Below are 16539 nucleotides of genomic sequence, written 5' to 3'. Positions count from 1 at the left end.
GGCGAAACGGAGGACCGGCGCTCTACAGCGAGCGCTGGAACTTCAGCACGCCGCCCTTGTAGCCCCTGAGAGTCAGGTCGTCGCCCTTGACGTCCCAATAGGGGCCGGAGAGCAGCACGCCCCAGAGGTCGCGCTCGATCCCGGCGAGGGCGCCGTCGCATTGGCGTTCGTTGACAGCCGGCATGGCCCTCGGGCCCAGGCGGTCGGGGCCGATCACGAAGACGCCCGACCAGTTCTTGCAGCCTGAGAAACCGTTGGCCCGGCCCGTCGAGTCGATGTTGATCCAGATCTCGACCGGCGGCGCCTTGCCGTTGATTTCCTTCAGGACGAAGTTGCGGTTGTGTGGGAAAGGCACATAGCGGGGAATGCCCCCCGTCTCCTTGTTGCCCTCGTCCTGCTGCTGCTGTTCCTGTCCCTGGCTTTCTTCCGCGGGCTGGGCTTTCTTCTTGGCGTGGGCCGGCGCGGCGACCATCGCGACGCCGAGGGCGAGAGCGAGGATCGAGAAAGGCTTGTTCATTTCTTGGGTCTCCCTCGCGCGCCGTCTTGCCGCGTGACGAAAGCGGCGGGCGCGCTGATTTTTGACTGATTTCTCCCGGGCTCCGGCGCGGGGGTCCGCGCGGGCGGTCGAGACGCTAAAGCCTTCCGCGCTTTATCACAACATGCTGGGTAGCACGCGGTCGGGCGGACGATGCCCGTCCATGAAGGTCTTGATGTTGATGATGACCTTCTCGCCCATGTCGACGCGGCCTTCGATGGTCGCCGAGCCCATGTGCGGCAGCAGCGTGACCTTGCCGGCCTGGGCGAGCTTGAGGAGCTTGGGCGAGACGGCCGGCTCATGTTCGAAGACGTCGAGCCCCGCGCCGGCCATTTCATTGGCCTCGAGCATACGCACCAGCGCGTTTTCGTCGACGATCTCGCCGCGCGCCGTGTTCACGAGAATTGCATGCGGCCGCAGATGCTTCAGGCGACGCGCCGACAGCAGGTGATAGGTGGCGGGGGTGTGCGGGCAATGGATCGAAACGATGTCGACGCGCGCCAGCATCTGGTCGAGCGACTCCCAATAGGTCGCCTCGAGCTGCTCCTCGATCTCGGCTGCGGCGCGGCGGCGGTTGTGGTAGTGGATCGACAGGCCGAAAGCCTTGGCGCGGCGCGCCAGCGCCTGGCCGATCCGGCCCATGCCGACGATGCCCAGCCGCTTGCCCGTGATCCGATGGCCGAGCATCCAGGTCGGCGACCAGCCGGACCACGAGCCCTCCGGAATGGCGCGCGCGCCCTCGACCAGGCGACGGGCGACCGAGAGAATCAGCGCCATGGTCATGTCGGCCGTGTCCTCGGTCAGGACGCCCGGCGTATTGGTCACGGTGATGGAGCGGCCGAGAGCCGAAGCGACGTCGATATTGTCGACGCCATTGCCGAAATTGGCGATGAGCTTCATCTGCTCGCCGGCCTGGGCGATCAGGCTCGAATCGATCCGGTCGGTGATCGTCGGCACCAGCACTTCGGCGGTGCGCATCGCCTCGGCGAGTTCGTCATGGGTGAGGGGCTTGTCGCTCTCGTTGAGCCGCGTGTCGAACAGCTCGCACATGCGGGTCTCGATCACCTCGGGCAGTCGGCGCGTCACCACAACGAGCGGCTTTTTCTTAGGCATGTTGCGCTTCGTCCCTTCGGCTCGCACTTTCTTGGCGAAAATCCATAAACTTCGCTACAAGCTCTCATCGCCTGGGCCGGCGTTTGAGTCGGTTTACGTCTCAACCCGGTCTTAACGACGATGGGCGACAAAACCAATACGCCGCCCGACGCTGCGTTTTTCGTTTCCTAGCAGATGGCGGGCCAAAGACAAGACGAGCGGCACTTCCCCCATGCGGCATCTCGACAGCATAACATTGACTGGCCCCTGCGCGGCGTTCGGGCTCATTTTGCTCATATTTGCGGCTTCGGCGCGGGCGCAGGAGCCGCAAAAGGGGCCCGTGAGCAATCTGCCCATCCCGCGTTACGTCAGCCTCAAATCCGACCGCGTCAACGTGCGCGAGGGACCGAGCAAGGAGCACCCCACGGTCTGGATCTATCAGCGCGCCGGCCTGCCCGTTGAGATCACCGCCGAATTCGAGACCTGGCGCAAGATTCGGGACTCGGAAGGCTCCGAGGGCTGGGTGCTGCACTCGCTGCTTTCGGGCCGCCGAACCGCTCTGGTCGCGCCCTGGAAGAAAGAGCCGCAGACGCTTTTCGCCACCAACCATACGACGCCGGTCGCCAAGCTCGCCCCCAACGTGATCGGCTCCTTGCGCGGCTGCGACGGCGCATGGTGCCGTCTGGCCGGCAAGGACTTCGACGGCTACATGCAGCAGGAAAATCTCTGGGGGGTGTATCCCGGCGAGAAGGTGGAGTAGGGCCTCATCCCGCCCCGCCTGGCGCAAGCGTCGCAGCGGCCCGTTTCGGCCGCCAGGGCGTTCAGTCGGCCATCGCGGTCTGATCGGAGGCGAGCCGCGCCTTCAAGAAGGCGATCGCCTTGTCGCGCGATTCTTTCCCCTCCGGGATGACGCCCATGAGCTGCCAGCCATGCGGCACGTCGGGCCACAGCTCGAGCGCCGCCTCGACCCCCGCGGCGCGGGCGCGGGCGACGAGCCGCGTGGAATCGTCGCGCAGCGCCTCGTCGGCCCCCGCATGGACGAGCAGGGGCGGCAGGCCAGAAAGATCGGCGTAGAGCGGAGAGGCCAGCGGATTTCTGGCGCTCGTGCGCCCCAGCGCCGCGCGCGCGCCGAGCTGGATCAGGCGCCGCGTGAAAAGGGCGTCCTTGTCCTCGTTCTCCCGGGTCGAGGCGCCGGTCGCGGCAAGGTCGGTCCAGGGCGAGAACAGCGCCGCGGCTTTTGGCAACGGCAATCCCGCGTCGCGCGCCTTCAGCATCAGCGAGAGCGCGAGGCCGCCGCCGGCTGAATCGCCGACCAGAACGAGCGGGCCCGGCCGTGCGGCGAGAAGCGCCTGATAGGCGCGGAAAACGTCGTCGAGCGCCGCCGGGAAGACATGGTCGGGGGCCAGCCGGTAGGCCGGCGCGAAAACGTCGAAGCCCGCCCGCGCGAAGCCCTTGGACACATAATGGAAGGCGCGCGGCGAGCCGAGGAGAAAGCCGCCGCCGTGAAGATAGACGAGCGTCGCGGCGGCGCTCCTGCCGGCTTCGATCCACTCGCCCGGAATTTCTGGAGCGAAGGGCGCCGATTGCTGCGCAAAAAACTGCGCGGCGAAGCGCTCCGCGACCTGAGCGCGGCGGATGAGAAGCTCCAGGCGCGGCTTGACGAAACGGCGCAGAAAGGCCGCCATGCGCCGGGCCGCGCCGCTCCCTCGAGCCGCCGTCATTTCGTCGCGGCGGGCGCCGCGGGCGGAGCCTTGGGGGCCGCCGGCGTTTGGGGAGCGGGGGCGTTGGAGAGGAAATCGAGCGAGGGGTCGTTCAGGCCCGACGCTTTCGCCCGGTCGCGCCACTCCTTCCCCTGCGCGAGGTCGACGTCGACGCCGATTCCCTCGGCGTAAAGATGCGCCAGCCGGTTCTGCGCCACGGCGTTGCCCTTCAGCGCCGCCTTGCGCAACAGATCGACCGCGGCGACCTTGTCGCGCGTCACGCCCGTCCCGTTGAACTGCAGGATGGCGTATTCGACCATCGCCGGGGAGAGGCCGACGTCGGCGGCGCGCTTGAACCAGGCCGCCGCCTCCTGGTCGTTCTTTTCGACGCCCTTGCCGGTCTTGTAGAGCACGCCCAGGGCATAATCGGCGTCGGCGCTGCCGGCGGCGGAGGCCCTCTTGAAGAAGTTCGTCGCCTGCGCGAAGTCGGGGTCCTTGCCGTCGTTTTCGAGCGCCATCTCGCCCAGGAGATGCAGCGCCGCCGCATGGTCGTGGACGCCGGCCTTTTCGAGATAGAGGTGGGCGCGGGCGCGGTCCTTTGGAACGTCGATGCCCTCGAGCGTGGCGACGCCATAGAGATAGGCGGCCTCGGCGTCGCCCGCGTCGGCGCCGCGCCGGAACCAGTCCATTGCCTGTTTCATGTCGCGCTTGACGCCCGAGCCCTCGAGATAGAGCCGGCCGATCAGGGTCAGCGCCGCGGCGTCCTTCGGATTGGCGTCGACGCGCTTCTTCGCCTCGGTCATCGCGGCCTTGTAGTCGCCGCGCTGATAGGCGCCGAAAGCGAGATCGCGCGCCGGACTGGCTGGCGCGGGCGGCTGGGGTTCGCCTTCCTTCGCGGCCGCGGGGGTAAGCAGAAGGGCGGCGATCAGCGCCAGCGCCGCGCCGCTCGTCTTCACGCTCTCCGTCATCGCTTCGCCTCCGCCTGTTGGATTGCGGCCAGCGCCTGCGCGACGGCGGCGGCCGGGCCGCGGCTGTCGGTCCAGACGGCGTCGTCCAGCAGCACGAAATCGGCGCCTGCCTCGACGAGCGGCGCGACCGCGTCGAGCGTGGCGGCGCGGGCGACGCAGGGCGTGTTGAAAAGCTCGGCCCACCAGGCGACGCGCTCGATGAGCGCCGCGAGGTCGTCCTCCTCGAAAAGCACGTAATCGACGCCGAGTTCGCCGGCGCGCATCGCGTCGTCGCGCAGCGCCAGTTCGGCGGCGCCGACGATATATTTGGGCGAGAGCTTCTTGACCGCGTCCGCGAGCGCGTCGCCGCCGCCCGCAATCTGCGCGCCGTCCGCCTTGGCGCGCAGCGCCACGGTCGCCGATCCCTCGACCAGAACGGCGACGCCCTTTTCCTGCGCCGGCGGGGCAAGAGCGCGCGCGATCTCCTCATTGCGGCGCGGATCGTCGGCCGCGAAGCGGATGAGCAGAGAGGCGACGTCGCCGGCCGACAGCGCGCTGTCGAGCGCCGGCAGAAAGTCGCGCGCCTCGGCGAGCGGCGGGGTCGCCAGAGCGAGGCGCGGTCCGTCCTCGCTCATGCCGCGCCCTCGAGGCGGTCGAGCCAGCCCTGCGCGGCGCGGCGGACATTGTCCGGCGCCGTGCCCCCGTAGCTCACGCGGCTTGCAACCGATTTCTCGACGCCGAGCACGTCGAAGACCTCCTGCGTCATGCGCGGCTCGACGCTCCGCAGGTCGGCGAGCGTCAACTCTTCGAGGCCGACGCCGCGTCCTTCGGCGAGCGCGACGACGCGGCCCGTCACATGATGCGCCTCGCGGAAGGGCAGGTTCAAACGGCGCACGAGCCAGTCGGCGAGATCGGTCGCCGTGGCGAAGCCGGCGCCCGCCGCCGCCTTCATGCGGGCGCGGTCGACCTTCATGTCGCGCGCCATGCCGGCCATGGCGGCGATGCAGAGCGACAGAGAGTCGAGCGAATCGAAGGCGCCTTCCTTATCTTCCTGCATGTCCTTGGAATAGGCGAGCGGCAGGCCCTTCATCACGATGAGCAGCGCCTGCAGCGCCCCGATGATGCGGCCCGACTTGCCGCGCACCAGCTCCGCTGCGTCCGGATTGCGCTTCTGCGGCATGATCGAGGAGCCGGTGGTGAATTTGTCGGAAAGCGAAATGAAAGCGAATTGCGGCGTCGTCCACAGCACGATCTCCTCGGCGAAACGCGACAGATGCGTCGCGCAAATCGCCGCCGCCGAGAGCGTCTCCAGCACGAAATCGCGATCCGAGACGCTATCGAGCGAATTGGCCGTCGGGCGGTCGAATTCGAGCGCCTTCGCCGTCATGTGGCGGTCGATCGGAAAAGAGGTCCCGGCCAGCGCCGCGGCGCCGAGCGGACATTCGTTCAATCGCGCGCGCGCGTCGCGGAAGCGCCCGCGATCGCGGCCGATCATCTCGACATAGGCCAGGAGATGGTGGCCAAAGGTGACCGGCTGCGCGCTTTGCAGATGGGTGAAGCCCGGCATGACGCTCGCCGCTTCGGTCAGCGCGCGCTCGGCGAGGGCGCGCTGCAGATCGGCGAGCTGGGCGTCGAGCGCGTCGATCTCGTCGCGGACGTAGAGCCTGAAGTCGGTCGCAACCTGATCGTTGCGTGAGCGCGCCGTGTGCAGGCGGCCCGCCGCCGGGCCGATGAGTTCGGCGAGGCGCGACTCGGCGTTCATGTGAATGTCTTCGAGCGCGCGAGAGAAAGTAAATTCGCCGCGTTCGATTTCGCCCCCGATCTGGGTGAGGCCTTCGGCGATCTTCGCCGCGTCGTCCTTCGAGACGATCCCCTGCTCGGCGAGCATGGCGACATGGGCGAGCGAGCCCTTGACGTCCTGGGGGCCGAGACGCTTGTCAAAATCGATGGAGACGTTAATGGCCTCCAGAACCGCGTCGGTTGCGCTCTGGAAGCGCCCGCCCCATATCTTGCTCGTCATTTCCACCCCGGAGCCTGCGCCTGATGAAAAAGCCCGCCGCCTATCGCCTTGCGACTTTGTTGATTGCCGCGGCCGGCGCCGGGTTTCTATACGCGGGCGGGCCGAGCGGCAAGGAAGCGCGCGCGGCGGAGTGCGCCGGGGCGGCGAAGGTCGCCGAAGCGGTGAAGGATCTCGCCAAGGGCGAGGTCGCCGCCATGACCATCGCCAAGACGCCCGAGAGGCTTCCCGATTACGCCTTCACCGATCCCGACGGCAAGCCCGCGACGCTCGCCGCGTTCAGGGGCAAGACGATCCTTTTCAACGTCTGGGCGACGTGGTGCGTGCCCTGCCGCGCCGAAATGCCCGAGCTCGACAAGCTGCAGGCGGAGCAGGGGTCTGACAAGTTTCAGGTCGTGACGGTCAATATCGACACGTCGCGCCTCGACCGGCCGAAGAAGTTTTTCGAAGAGACCGGCGTAAAGTCGCTTTCGCTCTACGCCGACCCGAAGGCCAATATTTTCTTCGAGCTCAAGCAGTCCGGCAAAGCGCTCGGCCTGCCGGTCACCATGCTCGTCGACCCGGAAGGCTGCCAGATCGGGCTGATGAACGGCCCGGCCGCCTGGCATTCGGCGGACGCCAGGGCGCTGGTGACGAAAGCCGTCGAGGCGGCCGGTCGGTAACTGCGCCGACGATCTCGCGCCTCTCTGACGACGACGCGCCGCTCTCTCTCGCCGAGAATGGGGGAAAGGGCGGCCCTGCCCGGCGGGACGGCGAACGACCCTAGCCCTGGTGTTTTTTCTTCTTCTTCCCGTGGTCGCCGTCATGGCGCGGGGTCGCGGGCGGGGCCGCCTTTGGCGCCTCCGCCGCGGGCGCGGGCGTTTCAGTAGCGGCGGGAGCCGGCGCAGCTGCGGGCGGCGGCGGCGCCGCCTCGCTCTTTTGCGGCGTCTCGCTTCCCGTCGCGGCCGGCGGCGTCGCTTCAGGGGCGGGGCCGTAGGCGGACCGCGTGGTGAAGAGCCAGGTCAGGCCGGCGATGACGATCACGGCCGCCGCGAGGCCCAATCCGATCAGGCCGTGTTTTTGACCGCCGCCGGCGGGGCTGGCCTCGTCCGGCGTGGGGACGGCCGAGTCCGCGGCCGGCGCCTCGGTCTCCGCCGGCAGAACGCCGCGATACTGACTCCAGACCCAGGCGGCGGGCGGCTGCCCTCCGTGTCCTTCCGTGTTGGCCATATCAGAACACTCCAAGCGCGCGGGCTCGTAATTCGAGCCGCCAGCGCCCATGTTGCATCGCATCGGGGCGCGTCACAAGCAGCATGAATCGCTGCGGTAAACGCCCTTCTGCGAAGTCCGAGTTGCGAGCCGGCGACTTTGCAGGAGGACAGCGGCTGGAAACGCGCTAAGTTAAGAAACGATTTTTTTTCGCCTCACCCAAAAAGCGAGAGTGGCATGACCATCCAATCCGGCGACAGAATTCCCGACGTCACGCTTACCGTCATGGGGAAGAACGGGCCCGAGCCCATCAAGACCGGCGACTATTTCAAGGGCCGCAAGATCGCGCTGTTCTCGGTGCCGGGCGCCTTCACCCCCACCTGCCACGCCAAGCACCTCCCGGGCTTCGTCCAACGATACGACGAGCTCAAAGCAAAAGGCGTCGACGCCGTGGCCGTGACGGCGGTCAACGACGTCTTCACCCTCGACGCCTGGCTCAAGGATCGCGGGGCCGCCGGCAAGATCGACGGGCTCGCCGACGGCTCGGCCGTCTTCGCCCATGCGCTCGGCCTCGAACTGGACCTCAGGGAATTCGGCCTCGGCGTGCGCGGCAAGCGTTTTTCGGCCGTTGTGAACGACGGCGTGGTGCTGTGGATCAACGTCGAGGAAAATTCGAGCCTCGCCACCGTCTCGAGCGCCGAATCGACGCTGGAGAAGCTCTGACCCACTGCGCCGGAGCAGGACGGGCCGCCTCATCGCGGGCAACGCCGTGGGCGCGGCCTGGTCTATCAGACGAGGGCCCGCCCGAGCGGCGCCGACTTGCTCCTTTTTGCGCGCATGCGCATATAGTGCCGAATGCCTCCCGCCCCGACGAACCGCCGCCCCGCCTCTCCCAAGGAAGCCCCGCAGGAGCCCTTCAAACGGGCCGTCGCCGGCGCCATGCGCGCCATGGCGAGAACGCCCAAGCTCGACGTGATTTATGCGCCCGAGCGCCCGTCGCTCATCGCCGGCGAGGAGGGCGCCAAGGCGCGGCTCACCGAGCCGCCGCGCAAGCTCACGGCCAAGGAGGCGGCGGTCGTTCGCGGCCAGGCCGACTCCCTCGCGCTGCGTCTGGCCTGCCACGACGACGCCCTTCACCGCCGTTTCGCGCCCGAAACGATGGAGGCGCGCGCCGCCTTCGACGCCCTGGAGCAGGCGCGCGTCGAATCGATCGGCGCGCGGCGCATGGCGGGCGTCGCCGCCAATATCGGCGCCATGCTCGAAGACCGCTATACGCGCAGCCATTCGGAAAAAATCGCGAGCCGCGCCGACGCGCCGCTCGAAGACGCGCTGGCGCTGATGGCGCGCGAGCGCCTGACCGGCCTCGAACCGCCGCCCCATGGCGCGAAGATCGTCGAGTTCTGGCGGGAGATGATCGAAGACCGCGCCGGCGCCGATCTCGACCGGCTCGCCGGCGCCGTCGAGAACCAGAAGCATTTCGCCCAGATCGTGCGCGAACTTCTGTCTCATCTCGACATGGCCGGGGCCGAGGCCCCAGAGGAGAGCGAGGCGGAGGACAACCCGCAAGAGGCGCCGCAAAACCCGGACGAGAGCGAAGAGCAGCAGCAGGAAGAGGACCAGGCGAAATCAAAGGCCGAGATGGAGACCTCGCTCGCCGCCGAGGATTCGGAGCAGGAAGGCGAAAGCGAATCGGCGGAAGCCCCTTATGGCGAAGCGGCGGATGAGTCGGATTCGGGCGATCTCGAAGAGGCGGCCGACGCGCGCCGCCCGTCGACGACCGCCGCCGACCGCTCGGGCGCCGACTATCACGCCTACACCACCCGCTTCGACGAGACCGTGCGCGCGGAAGAGCTGTGCGACGCCGAAGAGCTCGACCGGCTGCGCGCCTATCTCGACAAGCAGCTCTTGCATCTGTCCTCTGTCGTCGGCCGTCTCGCCAACCGCCTGCAGCGCCGCCTGATGGCGCAGCAGAGCCGCTCCTGGGAGTTCGACCTCGAAGAAGGCATGCTCGACCCGGCGCGCCTGCCGCGCGTCATCATCGACCCGCAACAGCCGCTGTCCTTCAAGCGCGAGAAGGACATGGACTTCCGCGACACGGTGGTGACCCTGCTGCTCGACAATTCCGGCTCCATGCGCGGCCGCCCGATCACCGTCGCCGCGACCTGCGCCGACATTCTCGCCCGCACGCTGGAGCGCTGCGGCGTGAAGGTCGAGATCTTGGGCTTCACCACCCGCGCCTGGAAGGGCGGCCAATCGCGCGAGCTCTGGATCAACGAGGGCAAGAAACCCAATCCGGGCCGCCTCAACGACATTCGCCACATCATCTACAAGGCGGCCGACGCCCCCTGGCGGCGCGCCCGCCGCAATCTCGGGCTGATGATGCGCGAGGGGCTCCTGAAGGAAAACATCGACGGCGAGGCGCTCGACTGGGCGCATCGCCGCCTGCTCGCGCGCGGCGAACAGCGGCGGATCCTGATGATGATCTCAGACGGCGCGCCCGTCGACGATTCGACCCTCTCCGTCAATCCGGGCAATTACCTCGAGCGGCACCTGCGTCAGGTGATCCACGACATCGAGACCAAGTCGCCGGTCGAGCTCATCGCCATTGGCATCGGCCACGACGTGACGCGCTACTATCGCCGCGCGGTGACGATTGTCGACGCCGAGGAGCTTGGCGGCGCCATGACCGAGAAGCTCGCCGAACTCTTCAGCGAGACCAGCCGGCCGGCGCCGGTCTCCCCTTCCGTTAGCCGCCAACCGACGCGCATCCTGGCCCGCGCTTAGGCGTCGCTTAACGACAACGGCGAGCGGCAGGCCGCTTGCGCGCAATGCAACCAAATTCCATTCCGCGCGTTAACAGATGCGCGCCATCGTGAACGAGCGCGCCGGCCGGGAAGCGTTGCTTGGGAGTATGCGAGATGGCGTTGATCAGGAAATTGCGCGACGAGGCGCCTGCGTATGAAAGAGTCGCCTGCGTGACCGCGATCTGCGCATTGGCGGGGCTGCCGCTCGCCGTGTGCGCGGCCGTCACGATTTTGGGCTGAGAGAGGGGAGCTGCGGCTCCCTTTTTTATCGACTCACGACGCCTCGGCGATCGGCCACTCGGCCTTGAACGCGCCGCCCTGGTTGTCGTGGGCGACGACGCGGAGCGTCTTCGCGCCATTGGGCGCATAGGTGAAACGGAAGTTCGGGTCCTCGGAGAGCGAGATTCCCCCCTCCATTTTGAAGATCAGTTCGTCCCCCTGCCAGACCTCGACCGCATCGACATAATGCGCCGGCGTGTAGGCGCGGGTGATCTGATCCATTTGAAGACCGGAATTATTGGGGTGGCGGATCATGATCTGCGCCTCGCGCTTGCCGGCGACGGCGCTCTTGAATTCGCGATATTTCATCTTGCCCATATTGGCGCGCGCTTCGTCCGGATCCTTGCCGGCGGGGGCGGAGCAGCCGCCCGAGGCTTTTACGAATTTCATTTCGGAATGGAGCGCCCCGTCACGCGTCTCGGCGACGGCGTGGACATTGGTGTAGGAATTTACCCTGACCCGCGTCTCGATGAAGTCGACCGCCGCCTTGTCGCCGAGCGTGAAGGTCGCGGCCATGGGCATGGGGTTCTGGTCGATGACGAGCGTCGCGACCCTTACGTTCGCCGGGTCGGCGAAGCGCATGGTCATGGGCACGATCGCGGCGTCCTCGGCGCGCGTCGGCGCCTCGAGCGCGATGGTTCCGTCCGCTTTGCGGATGTCGCGGCCCTTGAAGAGGTCGGTCACCAGGCCCGGCCAGGGGTCTGGGGCGTTTGTCTGAGCGCGCGCGCCGATGGCGAGCGAGACGGCGAAGAAGGCGGCGGCGAGCGTCGCGCGGGCTGTTCGGGTCATGGTTCCTCCCGGCTTTTTGCCGATATTAGCCTAGCCTGCCGCCCGGCCCTGCGACAAAGTCACGGCTCCTCCCATTCGAGCTCGGCGAAGCCCGCGGTCGCATTGCGCGGGTTGTAGTCGTCGAAGAGCCGCCATTTTGCGCGCTCGCTGGCGGCGGCGTCGGCGGACGCGGCTGCGACGCCCTCGCCTTTCTTGATCGCTGCCCGCAGATCGGCGGTGAGGCGGGTCAGATAGGCCTTTTCATCCTCGAGCGCCTTGGGCCAGGGCGCGACCATCGGGCCGTGACCCGCCACGACGCGCTCGGCCTTCACCGCCGCGAGCCTGTCGGCGACTTCGAGAAAGCCGAGTAGGCTCCCATCGACGACCGGCACATGCTGGAGAAAGAGCAGGTCGCCGGAAAAGAGCGTGCCTGTGTTCTTGTCGAGGACCGTGAGATCGGCCTCGCTGTGCGAGGTCCGCCACGCCTGCAAGTCGATCGTGCGATCGCCGAGATCGAGCGTCGCCGTCTCCGCCACGGTGAGCGACGGTCCGATGATGGACACGCCGTCGAGCGCGTCGCCCATGGTCTGGCGGAACGAGGAGAGGTAATGCGCGCCGCGCGCGGCGAGGGCGCGCGGCAGATTCTTGTGGCCGACGAAGGTCACGCCGGGGCCCGCAAAGGCGGCGTTGCCGAAGACGTGATCGGGGTGCGCGTGCGTATTGACGACGTAGCGGATGGGCTTTTGCGTCTTCTCGCGCAGCGCCGCGAGGAACGCCTTCGCCTCGAGCAGGCTGCCGCCGGTGTCGATGACGGCGACGGCCTCGCCTCCCACGATGGCGCCGAGATTGGCGATGGCGCCGAGATTGGCGCGCGTCATGAGCGCCGTTTCCCCCTGATGCGCGTATACGCCGGGGGCGATCTCGACGAGTTGGAACGTCGTTGCGGGCGCCGCCGAAGACGCGGCCGAAAGGGCGCCCGCGACCACGGCGAACGTCGCTAAAAAAAGACGCAAGTTATTGTTCCACATGGCTGCTTCTGGTTCGGCCGGCTCTACGCCGACGCCTTCGTTTTTTGGATTGCGATTCCTCCGGTCAAGACATATTATCCCGCCGTTTCCGAGTTAAAGATGTCTTCCGGACGGGAACCGGGAGCGGCGCGCTGCGGGTGATATTGCACGAGCGGCGCGGGACAAGAACGGAAAACGCCTTCCCAATGTCGAGGCGCCCTTGAGAGGCGTGACGTCGGAGGCGGCGCAACAATAAGGCGCCCCGCGGCGTCATCAGGAGGAAATGCTCATGCATAAGCTGTTGTTGTCGACTTCTGTGGGTATTCTCGCGCTGTTCGCAGCCGGCGCCGCGAACGCCGACGACGAACTGCTCACCCTGCAGAAGGACCCCAAGCAGTGGGTGACGCCGACGGGCGATTACGCCAACGTCCGCCATTCGGGCCTGAAGCAGATCACGACGGAGAACGTCGGCAAGCTGGCTCCCGCCTGGCAGTTTTCGACGGGCGTTCTGCGCGGCCACGAGGGCGCGCCGCTGGTCGTGGGCGACGTGATGTATCTGCATACGCCGTTCCCCAACATCGTTTATGCGCTCGATCTGAAGGATCCCGACCACAAGATCCTCTGGAAATACGAGCCCAAGCAGGATCCGTCGGTCGTGCCGGTGATGTGCTGCGACACGGTCAACCGCGGCCTCGCCTATGGCGACGGCAAGATCTTCCTCGCCCAGGCCGACACGACGCTCGTCGCGCTCGACGCCAAGACCGGCAAGCTCGTCTGGTCGGTGAAGAACGGCGATCCGTCCAAGGGCCAGACCTCGACCGCCGCTCCGCATGTGTTCAAGGACAAGGTCTTCGTCGGCATCGCCGGCGGCGAGTTCGGCGTGCGCGGCCATATCACCGCCTATTCGGTGAAGGACGGCAAGCAGGCGTGGCGCGGCTACTCGATGGGCCCGGACGCCGACACGCTGATCGACCCCGACAAGACCACCCATCTCGGCAAGGTCGTGGGCAAGGATTCGGGCATTTCGACGTGGCAGGGCGACCAGTGGCAGACGGGCGGCGGCACCACCTGGGGCTGGTATAGCTACGACCCTGAGCTGAACCTCGTTTACTACGGCTCGGGCAACCCCTCGACGTGGAACCCGGTGCAGCGCCCCGGCGACAATCGCTGGTCGATGACGATCTGGGCGCGCGACCTCGACACCGGCAAGGTGAAGTGGCTCTACCAGATGACGCCCCACGACGAGTGGGACTATGACGGCATCAATGAGATGGTGCTGGCCGACCAGCCGATCGGCGGCAAGACGGTCAAGACGCTGGTTCACTTCGACCGCAACGGCTTCGGCTATACGCTCGACCGCACCAACGGCGATCTGCTGGTCGCGGAGAAATACGATCCGGCGGTGAACTGGGCGACGAAGGTCGACATGGACAAGGCGTCGCCGACCTATGGGCGTCCGCTGGTCGTCGACAAATATTCGACGCAGCACAATGGCGAGGACACCAACACGCAGAACGTCTGCCCGGCGGCGCTGGGGTCGAAGGACCAGCAGCCGGCGTCCTACGACGCGGCGACGGGTCTGTTCCTGGTGCCGACGAACCACGTCTGCATGGACTATGAGCCGTTCCGCGTGAGCTATACGGCGGGCCAGCCTTACGTCGGCGCGACGCTGGAGATGTTCCCGGCGGGGCGGGTTCTCGGCGACGGGACGAACCACACCGGCAATTTCATCGCCTGGGACGCGAAGGTCGGCAAGATCGTGTGGTCGAACAAGGAGCAGTTCTCGGTTTGGGGCGGGGCGACGTCGACGGACGGCGGCGTGACCTTCTACGGGACGCTCGAAGGCTATCTGAAGGCGGTCGACACCAAGACCGGCAAGGAGCTCTACAAGTATAAGACGCCGTCGGGCATCATCGGCAACGTCATCACCTATGAGGCGGGCGGCAAGCAGTATGTGGCGGTGCTGTCGGGCGTCGGCGGCTGGGCGGGCATCGGCCTGGCGGCCGGTCTCTCCAAGTCCAACGAGGGCCTCGGCGCGGTCGGCAATTACGCCTCGCTCGCCAATTACACCGCGCTCGGCGGCGTGCTGACCGTCTTCGCTCTGCCGAACTGAGCAGAGTAGGTCAGCCTCTCGAGAAAATTGGCGCTCGGCGAACTTCTTTCGCCGGGCGCCGTCTTTTACAAAGCTGAAGAAAGTACAGGGAGAGAGTAATGAGATCGTCGCTTTTCGGGGCGCTGGCCCTGGGCGTCATGATGAGTGTGGGGACCTCCGCCATGGCCGAGGCGCCCGGAGACCCCAAGGCCGTCAAATCGACCGACGGCAAATATTTCGACGCGAAGGGCGATCCCACCTATAATGTCGCGGCCGACGGCACGGTGGACTGGTACACCTTCTCCGGCTATCGCCGTTATCACGCCGAATGCCACGTCTGCCACGGCCCGAACGGCGGCGGCTCGACCTACGCCCCTGCGCTGAAGGATTCGGTGAAGCGCTTCAATTATGCGGAATTCGCCGGCATCGTGATCGGCGGCCGTCAGAACGGCAACAGCGTCATGCCGGCCTTCGCCGACAACAAGAACGCCGTCTGCTACATCGACGACCTCTATGTCTATCTCCGCGCGCTCTCGACCGGCGCCATCCAGGCCGGCCGCCCGGAGAAGAAGGAAGCCCGTCCCGAGGCCTTCGCCAAGGCCGAAGCCGAGTGCATGAGCGCCAAGTAAGCGCGCGTCAAAAGAGGCCGATCGCATGATCGTCTCCCCGAAACAGAGGCGCGGCGCCGCCGCGCTCTTGTCTTCAGCCGGCGCCGCCGCCCTTCTCTTCGCGGCGGCGTCCGGCTTCGCGCAGCATATGGGTCCGGATTTCGGCGCCAAGGGCGCGGACAGCGCCGGCGGAATCGAACTGATCGATCCCAAAGTCCTGCGCGTCTGCGCCGACCCCAATAATCTGCCCTTTTCCAACGAAAAGGGCGAAGGGTTCGAAAACAAGCTCGCCGAACTGCTGGCGCAAAAGCTTCACAAAGAGCTCGCTTACACCTTCTATCCGGGCGCGACGGGCTTCGTGCGCAATACGCTCAACGCGCATCTTTGCGACGTGATCCTCGGCATGCCGCAGGGCAATGACCTCGTGCAGCCGACCAACCCCTATTACCGCACCACTTACGCGATCGTGACGCGCGCGGGCTCCGATCTCGACGGCGTCGAGAACCTCGACGATCCGCGCCTCAAGGACAAGAAGGGGCGCATCGGCCTCATCGCCAATACGCCGCCTGGAAATATTCTCGCCAAGAATGGGATGATCGGGCTCGTCAAGCCCTATGCGCTGATGGTCGACACCCGCGTCGAGTCCTCGACCGCGCAAATGATCCGCGACCTCGAAAAAGGCGACATCGACGTCGCGCTGCTGTGGGGGCCGATCGCCGGCTATTACGCCAAGAAATCCGGCGCCAAGCTCACTGTAACGCCGCTCGCCGAGACTCCGGGGACGCGCATGGCTTTCCGCATCGCCTTTGGCGTGCGCCATTCCGACCAGAACTGGAAGCGCGAGCTCAATACGTTGCTCGCGCAGAACAAGGCGGATATCGACAAAATCCTTGCCGACTACGGCGTCCCCACGATCGATGAAGCGGGCCAGCCGATCCGGACGACGCCGTGATCCACGCGCTCGTCGCCCTCGCGACGATCGCCTTCGCCGCCTCGGCGCGCGCCGAGAGCGCATCGCCTCCGAGCGAGCCGGAAGGCTACCGGATGGAGAATTATCGCGCGCCCGCGCCCGCGACGCTCAAGGGCGCCGCCGTTATCGATACGGCGACAGCCTTCGACCTGTGGCGCGCCAAGACCGCGGCTTTCATCGACGCCCTGCCGCATGCGCCGAAACCAGAGGGACTTCCGAAAAACGTCGTCTGGCGCGAGCAGCCGCGCTTCGATGTCCCCGGCAGCGTCTGGCTCCCCGACACCGGCTATGGCGCGCTCTCCGAGACCACCGAGCGCTATTTGATAAAGGGGCTCGCCAAGGCGTCCGGCGGCGACACATCTCGGCCGCTCGTGTTCTATTGCCTCGCGAATTGCTGGATGTCCTGGAACGCCGCCAAGCGCGCGTTAAAGCTCGGCTATACGCACGTCCTTTGGTATCCGGAGGGAACCGATGGCTGGGCGGCGGCGAAACATCCGCTGGAAGAGGCGAAGCCCGAACCCCGCGAGTAGCC

The 16539-nt window shown here is 66.8% G+C and carries 18 protein-coding genes; 9 read left to right on the top strand and 9 right to left on the bottom strand.

From position 1 onward, the window contains the following. Positions 1-22: 22 nt before the first annotated feature. The gene (locus tag RVU70_RS06640) at positions 23-517 is read right to left on the bottom strand and encodes an META domain-containing protein (RefSeq protein WP_363350291.1); all 495 of its coding nucleotides are present in this window, start codon (positions 515-517) and stop codon (positions 23-25) included. 135 nt (positions 518-652) lie between these two features. Further along, positions 653-1648, bottom strand: a complete 996-nt coding sequence (locus tag RVU70_RS06635) for a D-glycerate dehydrogenase (protein ID WP_363350290.1) — start codon at positions 1646-1648, stop codon at positions 653-655. A gap of 211 nt (positions 1649-1859) precedes the next feature. Between RVU70_RS06635 and RVU70_RS06630 the strand changes: the two genes are divergently transcribed. Beyond that, positions 1860-2387: an SH3 domain-containing protein gene (locus RVU70_RS06630; RefSeq protein WP_363350289.1), complete on the top strand. Its 528-nt coding sequence runs from the start codon at positions 1860-1862 to the stop codon at positions 2385-2387. Between the two features lie 61 nt (positions 2388-2448). Here RVU70_RS06630 and RVU70_RS06625 read toward each other — a convergent pair whose 3' ends face one another. Genes RVU70_RS06625 through argH form a run of 4 tightly spaced genes read right to left on the bottom strand, consistent with a single transcriptional unit; the run spans position 2449 to position 6294 of the window. Beyond that, a complete protein-coding gene (locus RVU70_RS06625) occupies positions 2449-3312 on the bottom strand; it encodes an alpha/beta hydrolase (RefSeq protein WP_363350288.1) in 864 nt (287 codons plus the stop codon). 32 nt (positions 3313-3344) lie between these two features. After that, positions 3345-4295, bottom strand: a complete 951-nt coding sequence (locus RVU70_RS06620) for a tetratricopeptide repeat protein (protein ID WP_363350287.1) — start codon at positions 4293-4295, stop codon at positions 3345-3347. Next, entirely contained in the window at positions 4292-4909 is a 618-nt protein-coding gene (locus RVU70_RS06615; protein WP_363350286.1) for a thiamine phosphate synthase, read from the bottom strand. The genes RVU70_RS06620 and RVU70_RS06615 overlap by 4 nt, the downstream gene beginning before the upstream one ends. After that, entirely contained in the window at positions 4906-6294 is a 1389-nt protein-coding gene (gene argH, locus RVU70_RS06610) for an argininosuccinate lyase (protein WP_363350285.1), read from the bottom strand. The genes RVU70_RS06615 and argH overlap by 4 nt, the downstream gene beginning before the upstream one ends. 23 nt (positions 6295-6317) lie before the next feature. On the opposite strand from argH, the gene tlpA reads away from it, so the two are divergent. Next, the gene (gene tlpA / locus RVU70_RS06605; RefSeq protein ID WP_363350284.1) at positions 6318-6953 is read left to right on the top strand and encodes a thiol:disulfide interchange protein TlpA; all 636 of its coding nucleotides are present in this window, start codon (positions 6318-6320) and stop codon (positions 6951-6953) included. A gap of 100 nt (positions 6954-7053) precedes the next feature. On the opposite strand, the gene RVU70_RS06600 is transcribed toward tlpA, so the two are convergent. Further along, positions 7054-7500, bottom strand: coding sequence for a hypothetical protein (locus RVU70_RS06600; protein ID WP_363350283.1), 447 nt, complete (start codon positions 7498-7500; stop codon positions 7054-7056). 216 nt (positions 7501-7716) lie between these two features. Between RVU70_RS06600 and RVU70_RS06595 the strand changes: the two genes are divergently transcribed. The 3 genes from RVU70_RS06595 (at position 7717) to RVU70_RS06585 (ending at position 10523) form a co-directional block, all read left to right on the top strand. Beyond that, a complete protein-coding gene (locus RVU70_RS06595; protein ID WP_363350282.1) occupies positions 7717-8202 on the top strand; it encodes a peroxiredoxin in 486 nt (161 codons plus the stop codon). Between the two features lie 132 nt (positions 8203-8334). After that, a complete protein-coding gene (gene cobT / locus RVU70_RS06590; RefSeq protein ID WP_363350281.1) occupies positions 8335-10263 on the top strand; it encodes a cobaltochelatase subunit CobT in 1929 nt (642 codons plus the stop codon). Positions 10264-10397: 134 nt separating this feature from the next. Beyond that, entirely contained in the window at positions 10398-10523 is a 126-nt protein-coding gene (locus RVU70_RS06585; protein WP_363350280.1) for a hypothetical protein, read from the top strand. A 33-nt stretch (positions 10524-10556) separates the two neighbouring features. Here the strand turns inward: RVU70_RS06585 and RVU70_RS06580 are convergent, their stop codons facing one another. Both RVU70_RS06580 and RVU70_RS06575 read right to left on the bottom strand, forming a co-directional pair. Next, on the bottom strand, positions 10557-11351 hold the full coding sequence (locus tag RVU70_RS06580) for a quinoprotein dehydrogenase-associated SoxYZ-like carrier (protein ID WP_363350279.1): 795 nt from the start codon (positions 11349-11351) through the stop codon (positions 10557-10559). A 59-nt stretch (positions 11352-11410) separates the two neighbouring features. After that, the gene (locus RVU70_RS06575) at positions 11411-12358 is read right to left on the bottom strand and encodes a quinoprotein relay system zinc metallohydrolase 2 (RefSeq protein ID WP_405044854.1); all 948 of its coding nucleotides are present in this window, start codon (positions 12356-12358) and stop codon (positions 11411-11413) included. Positions 12359-12626: 268 nt separating this feature from the next. On the opposite strand from RVU70_RS06575, the gene xoxF5 reads away from it, so the two are divergent. From xoxF5 to RVU70_RS06555, 4 genes are all read left to right on the top strand, one after another. Next, positions 12627-14450: a lanthanide-dependent methanol dehydrogenase XoxF5 gene (gene xoxF5 / locus RVU70_RS06570; protein WP_363350278.1), complete on the top strand. Its 1824-nt coding sequence runs from the start codon at positions 12627-12629 to the stop codon at positions 14448-14450. A 140-nt stretch (positions 14451-14590) separates the two neighbouring features. After that, positions 14591-15058 carry a c-type cytochrome, methanol metabolism-related gene (locus tag RVU70_RS06565; protein ID WP_363351253.1) on the top strand — a complete coding sequence of 156 codons (468 nt, stop codon included), beginning with the start codon at positions 14591-14593 and terminating at the stop codon, positions 15056-15058. A gap of 25 nt (positions 15059-15083) precedes the next feature. Then, positions 15084-15989: a substrate-binding domain-containing protein gene (locus RVU70_RS06560; protein ID WP_405044853.1), complete on the top strand. Its 906-nt coding sequence runs from the start codon at positions 15084-15086 to the stop codon at positions 15987-15989. After that, entirely contained in the window at positions 15986-16537 is a 552-nt protein-coding gene (locus RVU70_RS06555; RefSeq protein ID WP_405044852.1) for a PQQ-dependent catabolism-associated CXXCW motif protein, read from the top strand. The genes RVU70_RS06560 and RVU70_RS06555 overlap by 4 nt, the downstream gene beginning before the upstream one ends. Positions 16538-16539 lie beyond the last annotated feature (2 nt).

This window comes from Methylocystis echinoides (assembly GCF_040687965.1).
Classification (GTDB): domain Bacteria; phylum Pseudomonadota; class Alphaproteobacteria; order Rhizobiales; family Beijerinckiaceae; genus Methylocystis; species Methylocystis echinoides_A.
Note: the sequence above shows the minus strand (reverse complement) of the source record. Positions and strands in the feature narration are given on the sequence as shown.